The organism is Pseudomonas sp. GR 6-02 (assembly GCF_001655615.1).
Classification (GTDB): Bacteria; Pseudomonadota; Gammaproteobacteria; order Pseudomonadales; family Pseudomonadaceae; genus Aquipseudomonas.
On the sequence record NZ_CP011567.1, the window covers coordinates 6,136,008 to 6,153,331 of the forward strand.

Annotated in this window: 14 protein-coding genes and 1 pseudogene; 8 read left to right on the forward strand and 7 right to left on the reverse strand. The window is 60.8% G+C overall.

From position 1 onward, the window contains the following. Positions 1 to 211 precede the first annotated feature (211 nt). A pseudogene (gene tauA, locus PGR6_RS30805) lies at positions 212 to 401 on the forward strand (taurine ABC transporter substrate-binding protein); the annotation flags it as partial. A gap of 281 nt (positions 402 to 682) precedes the next feature. Here the strand turns inward: tauA and argA are convergent. Both argA and argE read right to left on the reverse strand, forming a co-directional pair. Continuing rightward, positions 683 to 1,981, reverse strand: a complete 1,299-nt coding sequence (gene argA / locus PGR6_RS27315) for an amino-acid N-acetyltransferase (protein ID WP_019580550.1) — start codon at positions 1,979 to 1,981, stop codon at positions 683 to 685. Between the two features lie 135 nt (positions 1,982 to 2,116). After that, positions 2,117 to 3,274: an acetylornithine deacetylase gene (argE, locus tag PGR6_RS27320; protein WP_064621029.1), complete on the reverse strand. Its 1,158-nt coding sequence runs from the start codon at positions 3,272 to 3,274 to the stop codon at positions 2,117 to 2,119. A 177-nt stretch (positions 3,275 to 3,451) separates the two neighbouring features. Here argE and PGR6_RS27325 point away from each other — a divergent pair, with 177 nt between their 5' ends. Further along, a complete protein-coding gene (locus PGR6_RS27325) occupies positions 3,452 to 4,819 on the forward strand; it encodes a CYTH domain-containing protein (RefSeq protein WP_018927599.1) in 1,368 nt (455 codons plus the stop codon). Positions 4,820 to 4,978: 159 nt separating this feature from the next. On the opposite strand, the gene PGR6_RS27330 is transcribed toward PGR6_RS27325, so the two are convergent. After that, complete coding sequence (locus PGR6_RS27330) at positions 4,979 to 5,449, reverse strand: Lrp/AsnC family transcriptional regulator (protein ID WP_018927598.1); 471 nt, start codon at positions 5,447 to 5,449, stop codon at positions 4,979 to 4,981. Between the two features lie 126 nt (positions 5,450 to 5,575). Between PGR6_RS27330 and PGR6_RS27335 the strand changes: the two genes are divergently transcribed. From PGR6_RS27335 to PGR6_RS27355, 5 genes are all read left to right on the forward strand, one after another. Beyond that, positions 5,576 to 5,914, forward strand: coding sequence for a hypothetical protein (locus PGR6_RS27335; RefSeq protein WP_064621030.1), 339 nt, complete (start codon positions 5,576 to 5,578; stop codon positions 5,912 to 5,914). Between the two features lie 104 nt (positions 5,915 to 6,018). Then, positions 6,019 to 7,803, forward strand: coding sequence for a GspE/PulE family protein (locus tag PGR6_RS27340; RefSeq protein ID WP_028939117.1), 1,785 nt, complete (start codon positions 6,019 to 6,021; stop codon positions 7,801 to 7,803). Between the two features lie 100 nt (positions 7,804 to 7,903). Next, positions 7,904 to 8,818, forward strand: a complete 915-nt coding sequence (locus tag PGR6_RS27345) for an SPFH domain-containing protein (protein ID WP_007940374.1) — start codon at positions 7,904 to 7,906, stop codon at positions 8,816 to 8,818. 11 nt (positions 8,819 to 8,829) lie between these two features. After that, positions 8,830 to 9,267: an NfeD family protein gene (locus PGR6_RS27350; RefSeq protein WP_064621031.1), complete on the forward strand. Its 438-nt coding sequence runs from the start codon at positions 8,830 to 8,832 to the stop codon at positions 9,265 to 9,267. Between the two features lie 68 nt (positions 9,268 to 9,335). After that, complete coding sequence (locus tag PGR6_RS27355; RefSeq protein ID WP_018927594.1) at positions 9,336 to 9,656, forward strand: DUF2388 domain-containing protein; 321 nt, start codon at positions 9,336 to 9,338, stop codon at positions 9,654 to 9,656. Positions 9,657 to 9,732: 76 nt separating this feature from the next. Here the strand turns inward: PGR6_RS27355 and gcvP are convergent, their stop codons facing one another. Further along, complete coding sequence (gene gcvP, locus PGR6_RS27360) at positions 9,733 to 12,606, reverse strand: aminomethyl-transferring glycine dehydrogenase (protein ID WP_064621032.1); 2,874 nt, start codon at positions 12,604 to 12,606, stop codon at positions 9,733 to 9,735. A 153-nt stretch (positions 12,607 to 12,759) separates the two neighbouring features. On the opposite strand from gcvP, the gene PGR6_RS27365 reads away from it, so the two are divergent. Further along, positions 12,760 to 13,899, forward strand: coding sequence for a DegT/DnrJ/EryC1/StrS family aminotransferase (locus PGR6_RS27365; RefSeq protein ID WP_064621367.1), 1,140 nt, complete (start codon positions 12,760 to 12,762; stop codon positions 13,897 to 13,899). A gap of 47 nt (positions 13,900 to 13,946) precedes the next feature. Here PGR6_RS27365 and gcvH read toward each other — a convergent pair whose 3' ends face one another. The 3 genes from gcvH to PGR6_RS27380 form a co-directional block, all read right to left on the reverse strand. Then, complete coding sequence (gcvH, locus tag PGR6_RS27370; RefSeq protein ID WP_018927591.1) at positions 13,947 to 14,330, reverse strand: glycine cleavage system protein GcvH; 384 nt, start codon at positions 14,328 to 14,330, stop codon at positions 13,947 to 13,949. Between the two features lie 50 nt (positions 14,331 to 14,380). After that, complete coding sequence (gcvT, locus tag PGR6_RS27375; RefSeq protein ID WP_064621033.1) at positions 14,381 to 15,463, reverse strand: glycine cleavage system aminomethyltransferase GcvT; 1,083 nt, start codon at positions 15,461 to 15,463, stop codon at positions 14,381 to 14,383. Positions 15,464 to 15,619: 156 nt separating this feature from the next. Continuing rightward, a complete protein-coding gene (locus PGR6_RS27380; RefSeq protein WP_064621034.1) occupies positions 15,620 to 17,236 on the reverse strand; it encodes an ABC transporter permease in 1,617 nt (538 codons plus the stop codon). Positions 17,237 to 17,324 lie beyond the last annotated feature (88 nt).

Below are 17,324 nucleotides of genomic sequence, written 5' to 3' on the forward strand. Positions count from 1 at the left end.
GACCGTGACTACCAAGTCAATCGTAACCATGTGTGTCTACGACCAAGGTCTAACGTCGAATATTGAGTCCCTGCCGGCGGCTCATCGAACCGGATATAACGGCATTGGCCCAAAAGCTAATTCCTAAAGGGTATTTACCAGCCTTTTTTTATTCCCATTGGCTTTGGCACATCCCGTACGCGTCAATCCCTATCGAAAAGGCGACGCCATCATGGCTAAACGCGCACTATCTAGTCAATTTGTTACAGTTTGTGTATCGCTAATATTTTCTCTTTCCACTCAGGCGACGACGCTCGCGTTCGGCTATCAAACCGGCGCCCCCCCCACCGCAGGCCTTCGAGCCGACGGCGATTCGAGAAACCATAGGCCATAAAGTCGATTGGCGTCGTTTCAATCGCGGTTCGTAAGTGGTCAGCGCCGCGCAGCAGACCGCGGTGCGTTGGCGGCACGACGAAGACGATTGGAGAGATGGCGAAGTTCTTGCGGGAGCAAGGGAAGGTAGAAACGGTGCTGCCGGATTATTCGCCGTATGTCAGCGCCAAATACGTCACTGAGTGATGATCGTTCCCACGCTCTGCGTGGGAATGCCTCTTCGGACGCTCTGCGTTCGGCTCTCGATGGAACGCGGAGCGTCCCGGGTTGCATTCCCACGCGGAGCGTGGGAACGATCACAGCCACTCAGTCAGAGGGCTTTTTCGAAGATCTTCGAATTACGCTGATAGTTGTAAAGCGACGCCCGCGCCGACGGCAGGCGATCGACGCTGCTCGGCACGAAACCCCGCTCACGGAACCAGTGGGCGGTCCGGGTGGTGAGCACGAACAGGGTTTTCAGGCCCTGAGCCCGGGCGCGGGTTTCGATGCGCTCCAGCAATTCATCACCGCGACCGCCATGACGGTACTCCGGGTTCACCGCCAGGCACGCCAGCTCCCCCGCATCCGAATCGGCAATCTGATACAGCGCCGCGCAGGCGATAATCATGCCTTCACGCTCGACCACACTGAACTGCTCGATCTCACGCTCCAGCACCTCGCGGGAACGGCGTACCAGAATGCCCTGCTCTTCCAGCGGGCTGATCAAGTCCAGCAAACCGCCGACGTCCTCGATGGCCGCCTCGCGCACCACCTCGAATTGCTCCTGGGCCACCAGCGTACCGCCACCGTCACGGGTGAACAGTTCGGTCAGCAGCGCGCCGTCTTCGGCGTAGCTGACGATATGACTGCGCGCCACACCGCCCCGACATGCCTCAGCGGCCGCATCCAGCAGCTCGGCCTGATAGTTGCTGCCCAGGCGTTGCAGGTGTGCCGGCACTTGTTGCGGACGCAACTCGCGAACCAGACGACCCTGTTCATCCAGCAGACCGAGCTCGGCGCCGAACAGCAGCAACTTGTCTGCGCCCAGGTCGATGGCCGCGCGGGTCGCGACGTCTTCGCAGGCGAGGTTGAAGATTTCGCCGGTCGGCGAGTAACCCAACGGCGACAACAGCACGATGGAGCGTTCGTCCAGCAGGCGATTGATGCCCTTGCGGTCGACCCGGCGCACTTCGCCGGTGTGGTGATAATCGACACCTTCGAGCACGCCGATCGGCCGCGCAGTGACCAGATTGCCGCTGGCCACCCGCAGGCGCGAGCCCTGCATCGGCGACGAGGCCATGTCCATGGACAACCGCGCTTCGATGGCGATGCGCAGTTGGCCGACCGCATCGATCACGCACTCCAGCGTCGCCGCATCGGTGATGCGCATGCCGTGGTGGTAGTGCGGGGTCAGGCCGCGAGCAGCGAGGCGGGTTTCAATTTGCGGACGCGAACCGTGAACCAGCACCAGTCGCACGCCCAGGCTGTGCAGCAGCACCAGGTCGTGGACGATATTGCCGAAGTTCGGGTGCTCCACACCGTCGCCGGGCAGCATGACGACGAAGGTGCAATCGCGGTGGGCGTTGATGTAAGGCGAAGCGTGACGAAGCCAATTGACGTATTCGGGCATGAACCTGGGCCTGTAATAAATAGCAGCCGAAAAAAGAGTAACGCAGTAAACGCACAGCGGGCTGATGGTTATCGTCGGAACAGGCTTGGCGACACGCGCGCTCTCCTCATAAGTACGGGTAGTGACACTGGCAATTTATACGAGCGACGCCGGCGTCAGGCAGTAATGTTCGATCAGTTGACGTAATAGATGCACGGTAGGCTGCAAACGTGACATTTCGAGGTATTCCCCCGGTTGGTGGGCGCAGGCGATATCGCCGGGGCCCAAGACCAGTGTTTCACAGCCAAGGCGCTGAAGATAAGGCGCTTCTGTGCCGAACGCCACTGCTTCGGCGCGATGGCCGGTGAGCTTTTCGGCGACCCTCACCAATTCCGAGTCCTCGGCCTGCTCGAATGGCGGCACTTCGGGGAACAATGGCGCGTAATCGATCTTCACCTGGTGCCGTGCGGCAATAGGGTTGAGCTTCTGCAAAATCGCCGCGCGCAGGGCACTGGGGTCCATGCCTGGCAGCGGACGCAAGTCAAATTCCAGCGAGCACTGGCCGCAGATGCGGTTGGGGTTATCGCCACCGTGAATGCAGCCGAAATTCATCGTCGGCTGCGGCACACTGAACTGCGGATTACGAAATTCCCGCTGCCACGCCAGACGCAAGCCGCGCAGTTCGCCGATGGCATCGTGCATGGCTTCAAGGGCGCTATGGCCCAGGCTCGGGTCCGAGGAGTGACCGCTCTGACCGAGGATGTCGATGCGCTCCATCATCACGCCTTTGTGCAGACGGATCGGTTTCAGCCCTGTCGGCTCGCCAATCACCGCCGCACGACCTAGTGGCCGCCCGGCTTCGGCCAAGGCACGCGCACCGGACATCGAGCTTTCTTCATCGCAGGTCGCAAGAATCAGCAAGGGTTGCTTGAATGGTTGGTCGAGCAAGGGTTTGACGGCTTCGATGGCCAGGGCAAAAAAGCCCTTCATGTCGCAACTGCCCAGGCCGACCCAACGGCCGTCCACTTCCGTCAGTTTCAGCGGGTCGGTCTGCCACAACGCCGCGTCGTACGGCACCGTATCGCTATGACCGGCCAGCACCAGGCCGCCGGGACCGGAACCGAAACTGGCCAGCAGGTTGAACTTGCCGGGGCTGACCTGCTGGATGTCGCAGGCAAAACCCAGCTCCCCGAGCCATGTCGCCAACAAGTCGATGACCGGCCGATTGGTTTGATCCAGATTCGGTTGGGTACAGCTGACGGACGGCGCGGCGATCAGCGCAGCGAACTGATCTTTCATGGACGGCAAAGGCATCGCTGACTCCCAACTCCCGAATTGAAGTCCATCATAGAGCCATCCGGCGACAGGAATAAACCGTCGCGGCCGTCACCAAGCGTCAACAGACCCTACAACCCTTGAGTCCTGTACACTGCACGACCTTGGCAGCCACACATTTCCCCGGCTGCGCTCCCGATCCTGGATTTTCCGGCCATGCAGAAAGAAACCGAAATCAAACTCCGCGTCAGCCGCGAAACCCTCGCCGCCCTGCGCGAGCACCCGTTACTGAAGAAACGCAACAAAAGTGGCTGGGAACGCCGTGAGTTGATGAACCAGTACTTCGACACGCCCGAGCGCGACCTGGCCCGCGCCAAGGTTGCCCTGCGCCTGCGCCGCGATGGCGAAGAAGTGATTCAGACCCTCAAGACCCGTGGCCAGAGCGTCGCCGGTCTGTCCGAACGTCACGAGTACGACTGGCACCTGCCCAAAGCCAAACTCGACGTGAAGAAGCTCGACGGCGAATGCTGGCCCGAGCAGTTGGCCGAACTGGACAAGAAAACCCTGAAAGCCATCTTCACCACCGATTTCGTGCGTGAACGCGCGGAAATCGCCTGGGGCCGTGGCAAGACCAAAGTGGTCATCGAAGCCGCGCTGGACCTGGGCCACGTGGTGGTCGGCAAGCAGAAAGAAGAAATCTGCGAGCTGGAACTGGAACTGCGCGAAGGCGAGCCGGCCGCACTGCTGGAACTGGCCGCCGAACTGGCCGCGACCCTGCCGCTGATGCCATGCGACATCAGCAAGGCCGAACGCGGTTATCGCCTGTTCGACGCCAACAGCTACTCGCTGAGCTTGCCGGCGCCGCAGATCACCGCCGAAATGCCACTGGACGATGCGTTCGCCGCCTTGTGCTGGCATTTGCTTGGTAGCAGCCAGCGCCTGGCCGAGCAATATCGCTTTAATGGCCACTGGCGCCTGCTGCAGGACTGGGTCGAAAACCTCGCTGAAATGCGCGCGCTGATCAGTAGCCTCGGTCAAGCCGCGCCGCGTCAGTCGACTCACGATCTGCGGGTCGCGCTGGATGCCTTGCTGGAAGACTGGCGCCCGCTGGTACAGGCCGGCCTGGACGACGAAGACGTGCGCAAAGCCGCGCCGGAGCAGTTCCTCGAAGAGCTGGAAGATCCGCGCTGGGGCCTGTTCTCGCTGAACACTTCGCGCTGGTTGCTGGCCCGTACCTGGGCTGCCGATCGCAACACCCGTGGCAATCGCCAGGGCGCCGCGCAACTGGGCAGCTGGCTGCCACGCCTTCTGGGCGAAGAAGCCAACTCGCTGCAACTGCAGCGTTACCAGCAACAGCCGGAAGACCTGGCCGAACAACTGCCGCGCATCGAGCGTATCCAGGCCTGGCTGCACCACGCCCGTAGCGTGCTGGACATCCCGGAAATGGATCGCCTGTACGGTGAGCTGAAACAGCTTGCCCTGCTGGCTAACGAGCCGATCACCGATGAGTCGCTGGATGCGCGTAAGCAGCAGGCGATTGCGGTGTATCAGAATCGTGCCTGGAAAATGCTATTGCGCATGTAACACCCAACACCTGTGGCGAGGGAGCTTGCTCCCGTTCGGCTGCGAAGCAGTCGTAATCCGGGCATCGCGGTTTGTCTGGCATACCGCAATGGCCGGATTAGGAGCGCTTCGCACTCCAGCGGGAGCAAGCTCCCTCGCCACAAAGGCCCTCGAACATCATCAACGCAACACCGGCAAACTCGTCGTGGATTTGATTTCCGACAAAGCCACGATCGAGTTGACCTCCTGTATCCCCGGCACCATCGACAGTTTCTCGAAGAAGAAACGCTCATAAGCCTCGATGTCTGCCGTGACGATCCGCAACAAGAAATCCACCGATCCCATCAGCACATAACATTCCAGCACTTCGGGAAAACCGCGAATCGCTTCGGTGAACTCAGTGAAGTTCGAGCGCCCGTGGGCGTTGAGTTTGATCTCGGCGAAGATTTGCGTGTTGAGGCCGATTTTCTTGCGGTCAAGCAACGTCACCTGACCGCGAATGATCCCCTCCTCCTTCATCCGCTGAATCCGCCGCCAGCAGGGCGACTGCGAGAGTCCCACCTGTTCGGCGATCTGCGCGCTGGAGAGCGAAGCGTCCTCTTGCAGCAACGCGAGAATCTTGCGGTCGTAGCCATCCAGCTCGCTATGCATAGAAAAACCTGAAATTAATATGATCTTGAATTGATCGATTCGATAAATCGTCAACAAGCCCAATCATAGATAAGAAATACCCCACACCGAATGTAAAAATTCCTCCAATGATTTTGGAGCCTGACCATGCCGCCCCTCGAAGCCGTGAACACCGCGCCCGCCCGCGCCGATGTCTGGAACGTCAGCAACGCCCACTGCCGCGTTCAATACCAACTGCTGGCCGAGGCCGAGCCGGATCTGCTGTGCCGCGCGCTCAATCTGTTCGCCTTGCAGTTTCTGACGCCGCAGCAGGTTAACGTGCAGCGCCTGGACGATCTGCTGTCGATCGACATCGTCATGGACGGCCTGAGCTGGCACCGAGCCCAGGTGATCGCGGAAAAACTGCGTAACCTGATCAGCGTCTGCTCGGTGAATCTGCAAGCGGCCGATTCGGCGTGGCAGGAGCCGGCGCAGGCAGCGGGCTGACCCCCCTCCCCTGAAAAAACCCGACACGTGTTGGTCGGGTAGTGGCCCAACGGTCTGCGGGTGCCCAGCTATCCTTTGCGAACGGTTGTTCATAAGGAGCCCGCATGTCCGTTCAACTTGCCACTCAGGACCGCTGGCTGGACCTTAACGATTTGCTGCGTGAACTGGTCGCCCAGGGCTTTGTCAGCCAGGACTCTGCCGAACACGCACTCAACGCCCGCCGCCGTCACGCCACCAATGCTCAGCAACATCCGCTGGAGTTCATCGCCAGCCAACACCTGGACGATCTCAGCCGTCCCGGTAAACACCTCGATCTGGAAAGCCTGACGCTGTGGCTGTCCCAGCAGGCCGGCCAGCCTTACTTGCGCATCGACCCACTGAAAATCAACGTCGCCGCCATTACGCCGCTGATGTCCTATGCCTTCGCCCAACGCCACAAGATTCTGGCGGTGGCCATCGACCGTGATGCCGTCACCGTGGCCAGCGCCCAGCCCTTCGTCAGCGGCTGGGAAGTCGACCTGACCCACGTATTGAAACTGCCGATCAAGCGCGTGGTGGCCAACCCGGTGGATATCCAGCGCTTCAGCGTGGAGTTTTTCCGCCTGGCTAAATCGGTCACCGGCGCCACCAACGCCGATCAGAAGACAAGCAACCTGGGCAACTTCGAACAATTGCTCAACCTCGGCGCCAGCGACCAGGAGCCGGACGCCAACGATGCGCACATCGTCAACATCGTCGATTGGCTGTTCCAGTACGCGTTCCAGCAACGGGCCAGCGATATCCACATCGAGCCCCGGCGCGAGCAAGGCACGGTGCGCTTTCGCATCGACGGCGTGCTGCACAACGTCTATCAATTCCCGCCGCAAGTGACCATGGCCATCGTCAGCCGCCTGAAAAGCCTGGGGCGGATGAACGTCGCGGAAAAGCGCAAACCCCAGGACGGCCGGGTCAAGACCAAGACCCCGGACGGCGGCGAAGTCGAGCTGCGGTTGTCGACATTACCGACAGCGTTCGGCGAGAAGATGGTGATGCGGATCTTCGACCCGGAAGTGCTGCTCAAGGACTTCGATCAACTGGGTTTTTCCGCCGAGGACCTGCGCCGCTGGCAAGACATGATCCGCCAGCCCAATGGCATCATTCTGGTGACCGGGCCAACCGGTTCGGGCAAGACCACCACGCTGTACACCACCCTCAAAAAACTGGCGACGCCGGAGGTCAACCTCTGCACCATTGAAGACCCGATCGAAATGGTCGAACCGGCGTTCAACCAGATGCAGGTCCAGCACAACATCGACCTGACCTTTGCCGCCGGCGTGCGCGCGCTGATGCGACAAGACCCGGACATCATCATGATCGGCGAGATCCGCGACCTCGAAACCGCCGAGATGGCAATTCAGGCGGCACTCACCGGGCACCTGGTGCTGTCGACATTGCACACCAACGATGCCCCGAGTGCCATCAGCCGCCTGCTGGAACTCGGCGTGCCGCATTACCTGATCAAGGCCACGGTACTCGGGGTCATGGCCCAGCGCCTGGTGCGTACGTTATGCCCTCACTGCAAGGCCCCCTTGACGTTGGGCGAAGACGATTGGCAAACCCTGACCCGGCCTTGGCAAGCGCCACTGCCGACCAATGCCCAGCGCGCCATCGGTTGCCTGGAATGCCGCGAAACCGGCTATCGCGGTCGCGCCGGGGTTTACGAAATCATGCAGCTGACGGATGGCATCAAAGCGCTGATCAACCCCGACACCGACTTGCTGGCGGTCCGGCGTCAGGCGTTCAAGGAAGGCATGCGCAGTTTGCGGTTGTCGGGGGCGCAGAAAGTGGCGGCGGGGTTGACCACGATTGAAGAGGTGTTGCGGGTGACACCGCAGAGTGAGCAGAAATAGGTTACAGATTGCGCTCGGATACTTCCCCCAAGTCGCATCCAAACCTTTTGCCCTACACTCTGTGTCATCGCAACTCAATCCAGACTGGACAGGGACCGTTATGAGCATTGCACTGATTCTCTTCGTCGCGCTGGTCGTGGCCATTCTTTTCATGGGTTTCAAAGTGGTGCCCCAAGGGTTTGAATGGACGGTCGAACGCTTCGGCCGTTACACCAACACCCTCAAGCCAGGCCTGAGCATCATCATTCCGGTGATGGACCGCATCGGCCGCAAGATCAACGTGATGGAAAGCGTGCTGGACATTCCGCCCCAGGAAGTCATCACCGCCGACAACGCCACCGTGCAGATCGACGCCGTGTGCTTCTTCCAGGTGGTCAATACTGCCCAGGCCGCCTACGAGGTGAACAACCTCGAACATGCCGTGCGCAATTTGCTGCAAACCAATATCCGCACCGTGCTCGGGTCCATGGAGCTGGACGCGATGCTCAGCCAGCGCGACAACATCAACGAAAAACTGCTGCGCACCGTCGACGAAGCCACTGCGCCGTGGGGCATCAAGATCACCCGGATCGAGATCAAGGACATCAGCCCTCCCGCCGACCTGATGGCCGCCATGTCCGGCCAGATGAAAGCCGAGCGGATCAAGCGCGCACAGATTCTGGAAGCCGAAGGTTTGCGCGCCTCGGCGATCCTCACCGCCGAAGGCAAGAAGCAGGCGCAGATTCTCGAAGCCGAGGGCAGTCGTCAGGCGGCGTTCCTCGAAGCCGAGGCCCGGGAACGTCAGGCCCAGGCCGAAGCCCAGGCCACCAAAGTGGTGTCCGAAGCCATCGCCGGCGGTAACGTGCAGGCGGTCAACTACTTCGTTGCACAGAAGTACATTGATGCCTTGGGCAAACTGGCCTCGGCCAACAACAGCAAAGTGATCCTGATGCCGCTCGAAGCCGGTTCGATGATTGGTGCAGTCGGCGGCATCGGCGAAATCGTCAAGGCCACCTTCGACGGCAAGAAAGGCTGAGGTCGCCGCCCATGGAACTGTTCTCGTTCTGGAGCTGGCTGGCCCTGGGTGCGCTGTTGCTGATCCTCGAGGTGTTCGGTGCCGGCGGTTATCTGCTGTGGATCGGCATGGCAGCCGCCGTCGTCGGTGTGCTGAAGTTCCTGATACCGGGTTTACCCTGGGAATGGCAGGTGCTGTTGTTTGCCGTTTTTTCGATCCTCACCGCCCTGTACTGGTGGAGACGTCAGCGCAGTGTGGTTCGGGCCAGCGATCAGCCGAACCTGAACTTGCGAGGGCAAGAGCTGATCGGCAAGGTGTTCGTGGTCACTGAAGCGATTGTCGATGGCCGCGGCAAGATCAAGGTCGCCGACGGTGTGTGGATGGCCCGAGGGCCTGATGCCGCGTCCGGCAGCCGTGTTCGGGTGATCGGGCAACAAGGGGCGATTTTACTGGTGGAGCGGGCCGACTAACGTCACGGAACTCGATTGGGTTATTGGCAATCAAAGGCCGCAGTTAAAACCCAGTGGAGTCACCTTTTATGCGTCTCAAACTTGCTGTCGCTACCGTCGCCGTGTTGTCCCTTCAAGTCGGTTCGGCGATGGCTGATGACAGCTTTTTGCGTAACGTCCTTACTTCCGGTGCCACCACCGGTACGTCCTACCTGACCTCCAGGGATCACAAGCTGATCGTCGCCGCCCAGGACGACGCCGGTAGCTTTGTCGCCAGTGACGGCGCTATTCGCGGCCCCTATCTGGAAGCCGCCATGCAGAAAGTCCGCGCTGAAAACCCTGGCCTGCAAGCCACGGACATGGAACTGGCGAACGCCATCCTGGCGAAGAATGCCATCGCCTCGAAGTAAGGTTCGTTGCTGAACAAAAAATGCCGCTCTAAATGAGCGGCATTTTTTCACCCCTGATTTGTCGGGGCGAGTGACTTCAGCGGTATTCATCCACCGGCACACACGCGCAAAACAGGTTGCGATCGCCGTAGACATTGTCCACACGGTTCACCACCGGCCAGTACTTATGGGCCTTGGTGTGTGCATCCGGCGTCACCGCCTGCTCGATGCTGTACGGCCGCTCCCAGACACCGGTGATGTCGGCCAGGGTATGCGGCGAACGCTTCAGCGGGTTGTCCTCCGCCGGCCAGTTGCCGTTCTGCACCTCGTTGATTTCCGCGCGAATGCTCAGCATCGCATCGATAAAACGGTCCAGTTCCGCCTTCGATTCACTCTCGGTCGGTTCGACCATCAACGTCCCCGGCACCGGGAATGACATGGTCGGCGCATGGAAGCCGTAGTCCATCAGGCGTTTGGCAACGTCTTCTTCGCTGATCCCGGTCAGCACCTTGAGCGGACGCAAGTCGAGGATGCATTCGTGGGCCACGCGCTCGTTGCGCCCGGTGTAGAGCACCGGGAACGCCCCGGACAAATGCTGCGCCAGGTAATTCGCGGCGAGGATCGCCACCTCACTCGCATCCGCCAGTTGCGGCCCCATCATCGCGATGTACATCCAGCTGATCGGCAGAATGCTTGCACTGCCCCAAGGGGCTGCGCTTACCGCTCCGTTCCCCGGCAGCGGGCCATCGATCGGCACCACCGGGTGATTGGCGACAAACGGCGCCAGGTGCGCCCGGACACCAATCGGGCCCATCCCCGGCCCACCACCGCCGTGGGGAATACAGAAAGTCTTGTGCAGGTTCATGTGCGACACGTCGGCGCCGATGTCTGCCGGCCGCGCCAACCCGACTTGCGCGTTGAGGTTGGCGCCATCCATGTACACCTGACCGCCATGGCGGTGGATAACTTCACAGATCTCGCTGATGCCTTCCTCGTAGACCCCATGGGTCGAAGGATAAGTCGCCATCAGGCAGGCGAGTTTGTCCCCCGCCTCGATGGCCTTTTCTTTCAGGTCTTCCAGATCGACATTACCCGCCTCGTCGCACTCGACGATCACTACCCGCATCCCGGCCATTTGCGCCGAGGCCGGGTTGGTGCCGTGGGCCGAAGACGGGATCAGGCAGATATCCCGCGCGCCCTGATGACGGCTCTCGTGATATTTGCGGATCGCCAGCAACCCGGCGTATTCGCCCTGGGCGCCCGAGTTGGGCTGCATGCAGATCGCATCGAAACCGGTGATTGCGCAGAGCCAGCGTTCCAGTTCCTCGATCATCAAGGAATAACCCACCACCTGCTCTTTCGGCACGAACGGGTGCAGGTTGGCGAACTGCGGCCAGGTGATCGGGATCATCTCGCTGGTGGCATTGAGCTTCATGGTGCAGGAGCCCAGCGGGATCATCGACTGATTGAGCGCCAGGTCTTTGTTTTCCAGCTGCTTCAAGTAACGCAGCATTTCGGTTTCGCTGTGATGGGCGTTGAACACCGGATGACGCAGATAAGGCGTACTGCGCTGCAATCCTGCAGGAATGCCGGACGCCAGGGTCTCAGCATCCAGTTCCTCGACGTTGAGCCCATGATCGGCACCGAGAAACACATCGAACAGCTTCGCCACGGTGGTTTCATCACTGGTTTCGTCGAGGCTCAGGCCCAACCGCCCGCGACCGAGAATGCGCAAGTTGATCTGCGCCGCCTGGGCACTTTCGATGATCGCGGTCTGAGTGCCACCGACCTCCAGGGTCAGCGTGTCGAAGAACTGTTGGTTCACACGTGTAACGCCATGGCGTTCCAGACCGGCGGCGAGGATGCAGGTCAGCCGATGGACACGCTGGGCAATATTTTTAAGCCCTTCCGGGCCATGGTAGACCGCATAGAAACTGGCGATATTGGCCAGCAGCACCTGGGCGGTGCAGATATTCGAGTTGGCCTTCTCCCGGCGAATGTGTTGCTCGCGGGTTTGCAGGGCCATGCGCAGGGCGACATTGCCGCGAGCATCTTTCGACACGCCGATGATCCGCCCGGGAATCGCGCGTTTGTACTCGTCGCGGCTGGCAAAAAACGCCGCGTGCGGGCCGCCGTACCCCATGGGCACGCCGAAGCGCTGGGATGAACCGAACACCACATCGGCGCCCAACTCTCCCGGCGGAGTCAGCAACAACAGGCTGAGCAGGTCGGTGGCGACGCAGGCCAAGGCTTGCTGGGCATGCAGATGATCGATCAGCGGACGCAGGTCGCGAATTTCGCCATGGGTGTCGGGATATTGCAGCAACGCGCCGAACACTTGATGCTGCTTCAAGTTATCCACAGCGTCGATGACCAGGTCGAAACCGAACCCTTCGGCCCGGGTCTGCACCACGGAAATCGTCTGCGGGTGACAGTTTTCGTCGACGAAGAACAGATTGCTTCTGGACTTGGCGACACGCTTGGCCAGCGCCATGGCCTCGGCGGCCGCCGTGGCTTCATCCAGCAGCGAGGCGTTGGCCAGTTCCAGGCCGGTCAGGTCGATGGTCAGCTGTTGGAAATTCAACAGCGCTTCGAGCCGGCCTTGGGCAATCTCCGGTTGGTAAGGCGTGTAAGCGGTGTACCAACCGGGATTTTCCAGAACGTTGCGCAGGATGACGGCTGGCGTGAGGGTGCCGTGATACCCCATGCCGATCAGGCTGGTCCAGACCTGGTTCTGTTCGGCGTAGCCGCGCAGTTTGGCCAGTGCGGCTACCTCATCGAGGGCCGGCGGCAGGTCCAGCGGTCGGTTCAGGCGGATTCCCGGCGGCACCGTCTGCTCGATCAACTCGACGCGGCTGCCAAGGCCCAGGCTGTCGAGCATCGCCTGCTGCTCGGCGGCATCGGGCCCGAGGTGGCGGCGCAGGAAGGTATTGGGGTCGCGTAACTGGCTCAAGGACGGCAACTGGGACATGACGGGCTCTCTCATGACTGGCGCTCAGCGTCGATGCAACTCGGTCAAACCAGCATAGCAGTCGATACCGGCACGGATGGCGTGGCGCTGTCGGTCAATCCGGATCATTATGCTCGGCGCCTACAAACGTTCGCTGATCGGGTATCCACATTTATGAGCCAACTGTCTTTCCTGCCCTTCTCCAAACCCACCATCGATGAAGCCACGATTGCCGCTGTCGGCGATGTGCTGCGCTCGGGCTGGATTACCAGCGGCCCCAAGGTGCAGGCTTTTGAAGCGCAACTCTCGGAATATTTCGGCGGGCGCCCAGTGCGTACGTTCAATTCCGGCACCTGCACCATGGAGATCGCATTGCGAATTGCCGGCGTCGGACCGGGTGATGAAGTGATCACCACGCCGATTTCCTGGGTGGCCACCGCCAACGTGATTCTGGAAGTTGGCGCCACGCCGGTGTTTGCCGACATCGACCCAGTCACCCGCAATATAGACCTGACGCAGCTTGAAGCAGCGATTACCCCACGCACCAAAGCCATCATCCCGGTGTTTCTCGCGGGACTGCCCGTGGACATGACGCGCCTTTACGCGATTGCAAAAAAGCATGGTTTGCGAGTGGTGGAAGATGCCGCCCAAGCATTGGGTTCGAGCTGGAACGGCCAGCGAATCGGTGCGACTGGCGATTTCGTGTCCTTCAGTTTCCAGGCGAACAAGAACGTCACCTGTTCAGAAGGCGGTTGCCTGGTACTGAACAACGCCGAGGAAGCGCGGCTGGCAGAAAAGTACCGCTTGCAGGGCGTCACCCGCAGCGGTTTCGACGGGCTGGACGTTGATGTGCTGGGCGGCAAGTTCAACATGACCGATGTCGCGGCAGCCATTGGCCTGGGGCAGTTTGCCCACATCGAAGCGATCACCGCTCATCGTCGTGAGCTGGCCAAACATTACTTCGCTTGCTTCGGCGAGGACTTCGAAGCGCAATACGGTGCTCAACTGCCCCCGGCGGATTTCGAGAACAGCAATTGGCATTTGTTCCAACTGGTGCTCCCGGAACGCCAGGATGGCAAACCGGCACGGGCCACTTTCATGGAGCAGATGCAGGCACTGGGAGTGGGTATCGGCTATCACTACCCGCCGATCCACCTGCTGAGTCTTTACCGCGAACGCGGGTTCAAGGAAGGCATGTTCCCGGTCGCCGAACGGGTCGGACGACTGATCGTCTCGCTGCCGATGTTCACGGCCATGGATAAAGCGGATGTCGAGCGTTCGGTGGCTGCGGTGAAAGCCGTGTTGCGGACTTGATTCGGCCTTTGCAGGAGCTGCCGAAGACAGCTCCTGCAAAGCGGGCATTACTCGCCGATGGCGGCCTTGTAGGCCATCGGGTCGAGCAGCTTGTCCAGCTCAGAGGTATCGCTTGGCTCGAGTTTGAAGAACCAGCTGTCATAAGGCGCGCTGTTGACCAGTTCCGGGCTGTTGGCCAACTCTTCGTTGACGGCAATGACTGTGCCGGAGACCGGCGAGTAGATATCCGACGCAGCCTTGACCGACTCGACGACACCCGCCGCTTCACCGGCAGCGAACACTTTGCCGATCTCCGGCAACTCGACGAACACCACATCACCCAAGGCTTCCTGAGCATGGTCTGAAATACCCACTTTCACGCCGCCATCATGGTCTAGACGGGCCCATTCGTGACTTTCGGCAAAACGCAGGTCGACAGGGATTTCGCTCATGTTCTGTGTCCTCAAGAAAAATGTCGGCAGTCATTGACCGCCAAAAAAGGTTAGATCAAGGTTTTGCCATGGCGTACGAAGGTCGGCTTGACCACTCGAACCGGGTACCACTTGCCACGGATTTCCACTTCAGCGCGGTCGGCGGTGGCCGCCGGCACGCGCGCCAGTGCAATCGACTTGCTAAGCGTAGGAGAGAAACTACCACTGGTGATCTCCCCTTCGCCAACATCGGCGATGCGAACCACCTGATGAGCCCGCAGAACGCCACGTTCTTCAAGGACCAGACCGACCAGTTTGTGCTGCACACCAGCGGCCTGCTCGGCCTCCAGGGCGGTACGGCCAAGGAACTGGCGCGTGGCCGGTTCCCAGGCAATGCTCCAGGCCATGTTGGAGGCCAACGGTGAAACGTCTTGATGGATGTCCTGACCGTACAGGTTCATCCCGGCTTCGACCCGCAAGGTATCGCGCGCGCCAAGGCCGATCGGGGAAATACCCGCGCCCACCAGATCGTTGAAGAAACCCGGCGCCTGATCGGCCGGCAGCACGATTTCCAGACCATCCTCACCGGTGTAACCGGTGCGGGCGATGAACCAGTCACCGTCGGCCTGACCTTCGAAATATTTGAGCTGCAGGATCAGCGCAGCGCGGGACTGGGTCACCAATTCGGCAATCTTGTGCCGGGCGTGAGGGCCTTGAATGGCCAGCATCGCCAACTCGGAACGCTCGTTGAGCTGCACATCGAAGTCGCCGAGATGAGCCTGCATCCAGGCCAGGTCCTGATTGCGGGTGGAGGCGTTGACCACCAGCCGATATCCGTCATCGAGGCGATAGACGATCATGTCATCGACGATACCGCCGTGCTCGTTGAGCATGGCGCTGTACAAGGCACGGCCGGGGCTGTGCAGACGTTCGACGTCGTTGGCCAGTAAGTATTGCAGCCAGGCCTTGGCCTGGGGGCCGTCGACATCGATCACGGTCATATGGGATACATCGAAAACCCCGCAATCGCGGCGCACCTGATGGTGTTCCTCGACCTGCGAGCCGTAATGCAGAGGCATATCCCAACCGCCAAAATCGACCATCTTCGCGCCGAGGGCGAGATGAAGGTCATACAGAGGCGTGCGCTGTCCCATGGGTTTCTCCTTCCGGGCGTGGCGAAGGTGCGGACAGCCGCTGTACGGGGTGAAATGCCTTGAAATAAAGGCTTTCAGCCGATTTCAGCAACCCGGTCTGAAAGACGGACCGCACCGAATGCCGCGCATTGTAGCCGCAAGGTGTAGGACTGACACCTAGCCGTTTCGATGCGCCGACCTTCTGATTAATCCGATGACCGGCAACAGCCCGACCAGAACCAGGGTCAGTGCCGGCAACGAGGCCCTCGCCCACTCGCCTTCGCTGGTCATTTCAAAGATCCGCACCGCCAGCGTGTCCCAGCCGAACGGGCGCATCAGCAGGGTCGCGGGCATTTCCTTGAGCACGTCGACGAACACCAGCAACGCAGCGCTCAACGTGCCCGGAAGCAGCAGCGGCAGATACACTTTGAAAAACAGTCGTGGCCCACTGACGCCAAGGCTACGTGCTGCTTCGGGCAAAGAAGGCCGTATACGCGCCAGGCTGCTTTCCAGCGGCCCGTAAGCCACGGCGATGAATCGCACCAGATAGGCCAGCAACAACGCCGACAGACTGCCCAGCAGCAACGGTTTGCCCGCGCCGCCAAGCCAGCCCGACAGCGGAATCACCAGTTCGCGATCCAGATAACTGAACGCCAGCATGATCGATACCGCCAATACCGAGCCCGGCAGTGCGTAGCCGAGGTTGGCCAGGCTGATGCCGGAACGGATCGCCCGGGTCGGTGCCAATCGACGGGCAAACGCCAGCAGCAGCGCGACGCTGACGGTGATCAACGCCGCCATGCCGCCCAGGTACAGGGTGTGCACGATCAACCCGGCATAACGTTCGTCCAGATCGAAGCGCCCGCGTTGCCAGAACCACACCAGCAGTTGCAGCACGGGAATGACGAAGGCGCAGGCGAACACCAGACCACACCAGCTCATCGCCGCCAGCGCCTTGACCCCATGCAGGTGATACAGCGCCTTGACCCGCGGCCGTTCGTTGCCCGCCCGGTTGGCGCCGCGGGCACGGCGTTCGCCATATAACACCACCATCACCACTAACAGCAGCAGGCTGGCCAGTTGCGCGGCGGTGGAGAGACTGAAAAAGCCGTACCAGGTCTTGTAAATGGCGGTGGTGAACGTATCGAAGTTGAACACCGACACCGCACCGAAATCCGCCAGGGTTTCCATCAGCGCCAACGCCACCCCCGCGCCGATCGCCGGACGAGCCATGGGCAACGCCACTCGCCAGAACGCCTGCCACGGGGATTGCCCAAGGACTCGCGCCGCTTCCATCAGGCCTTTGCCCTGAGCCAGAAATGCAGTGCGCGCCAACAGGTAAACGTAGGGATAGAAAACCAGCACCAGCACCAGAATCACGCCACCGGTGGAACGCACTCGCGGCAGCCTCAGACCACTGCCGAACCATTCGCGCAACAGGGTTTGCACCGGCCCGGCGAAATCCAGCAGGCCTACAAAGACAAAGGCCAGCACGTAGGCAGGAATCGCGAACGGCAGCATCAACGCCCAGTCCAGCCACCGCCGCCCCGGGAACTCACAGAGGCTGGTGAGCCAGGCGAGGCTGACGCCCAACAGCGTCACGCCGATGCCAACGCCGACGACCAGCGTGAGGGTATTGCCCAGCAGCCGCGGCATCTGCGTACCCCACAGGTGGGACCAGATCTGCTGATCGATGGTTTGCCAGGAAAGAAGCAGGACGCTCAGGGGCAGCAGGACCAGCGCAGCGATGGCGAAGACCAGGGGATACCAGCGGCGTTGGGCGGGGTGGGCCAAGGAAAAGCTCTCGGGTAAATCAACGAAGTGTATGCAAACCGCAAAAAGATCGCAGCCTACGGGAGCTCCTACGTCGGGATGGTATTTA

Coding starts and splice junctions, on each gene's coding strand:
- argA (WP_019580550.1), bottom strand. CDS start 1,981: ATGCCCGAATACGTCAATTGGCTTCGTCACGCTTCGCCTTACATCAAC.
- argE (WP_064621029.1), bottom strand. CDS start 3,274: ATGCCTTTGCCGTCCATGAAAGATCAGTTCGCTGCGCTGATCGCCGCG.
- PGR6_RS27325 (WP_018927599.1), top strand. CDS start 3,452: ATGCAGAAAGAAACCGAAATCAAACTCCGCGTCAGCCGCGAAACCCTC.
- PGR6_RS27330 (WP_018927598.1), bottom strand. CDS start 5,449: ATGCATAGCGAGCTGGATGGCTACGACCGCAAGATTCTCGCGTTGCTG.
- PGR6_RS27335 (WP_064621030.1), top strand. CDS start 5,576: ATGCCGCCCCTCGAAGCCGTGAACACCGCGCCCGCCCGCGCCGATGTC.
- PGR6_RS27340 (WP_028939117.1), top strand. CDS start 6,019: ATGTCCGTTCAACTTGCCACTCAGGACCGCTGGCTGGACCTTAACGAT.
- PGR6_RS27345 (WP_007940374.1), top strand. CDS start 7,904: ATGAGCATTGCACTGATTCTCTTCGTCGCGCTGGTCGTGGCCATTCTT.
- PGR6_RS27350 (WP_064621031.1), top strand. CDS start 8,830: ATGGAACTGTTCTCGTTCTGGAGCTGGCTGGCCCTGGGTGCGCTGTTG.
- PGR6_RS27355 (WP_018927594.1), top strand. CDS start 9,336: ATGCGTCTCAAACTTGCTGTCGCTACCGTCGCCGTGTTGTCCCTTCAA.
- gcvP (WP_064621032.1), bottom strand. CDS start 12,606: ATGTCCCAGTTGCCGTCCTTGAGCCAGTTACGCGACCCCAATACCTTC.
- PGR6_RS27365 (WP_064621367.1), top strand. CDS start 12,760: ATGAGCCAACTGTCTTTCCTGCCCTTCTCCAAACCCACCATCGATGAA.
- gcvH (WP_018927591.1), bottom strand. CDS start 14,330: ATGAGCGAAATCCCTGTCGACCTGCGTTTTGCCGAAAGTCACGAATGG.
- gcvT (WP_064621033.1), bottom strand. CDS start 15,463: ATGGGACAGCGCACGCCTCTGTATGACCTTCATCTCGCCCTCGGCGCG.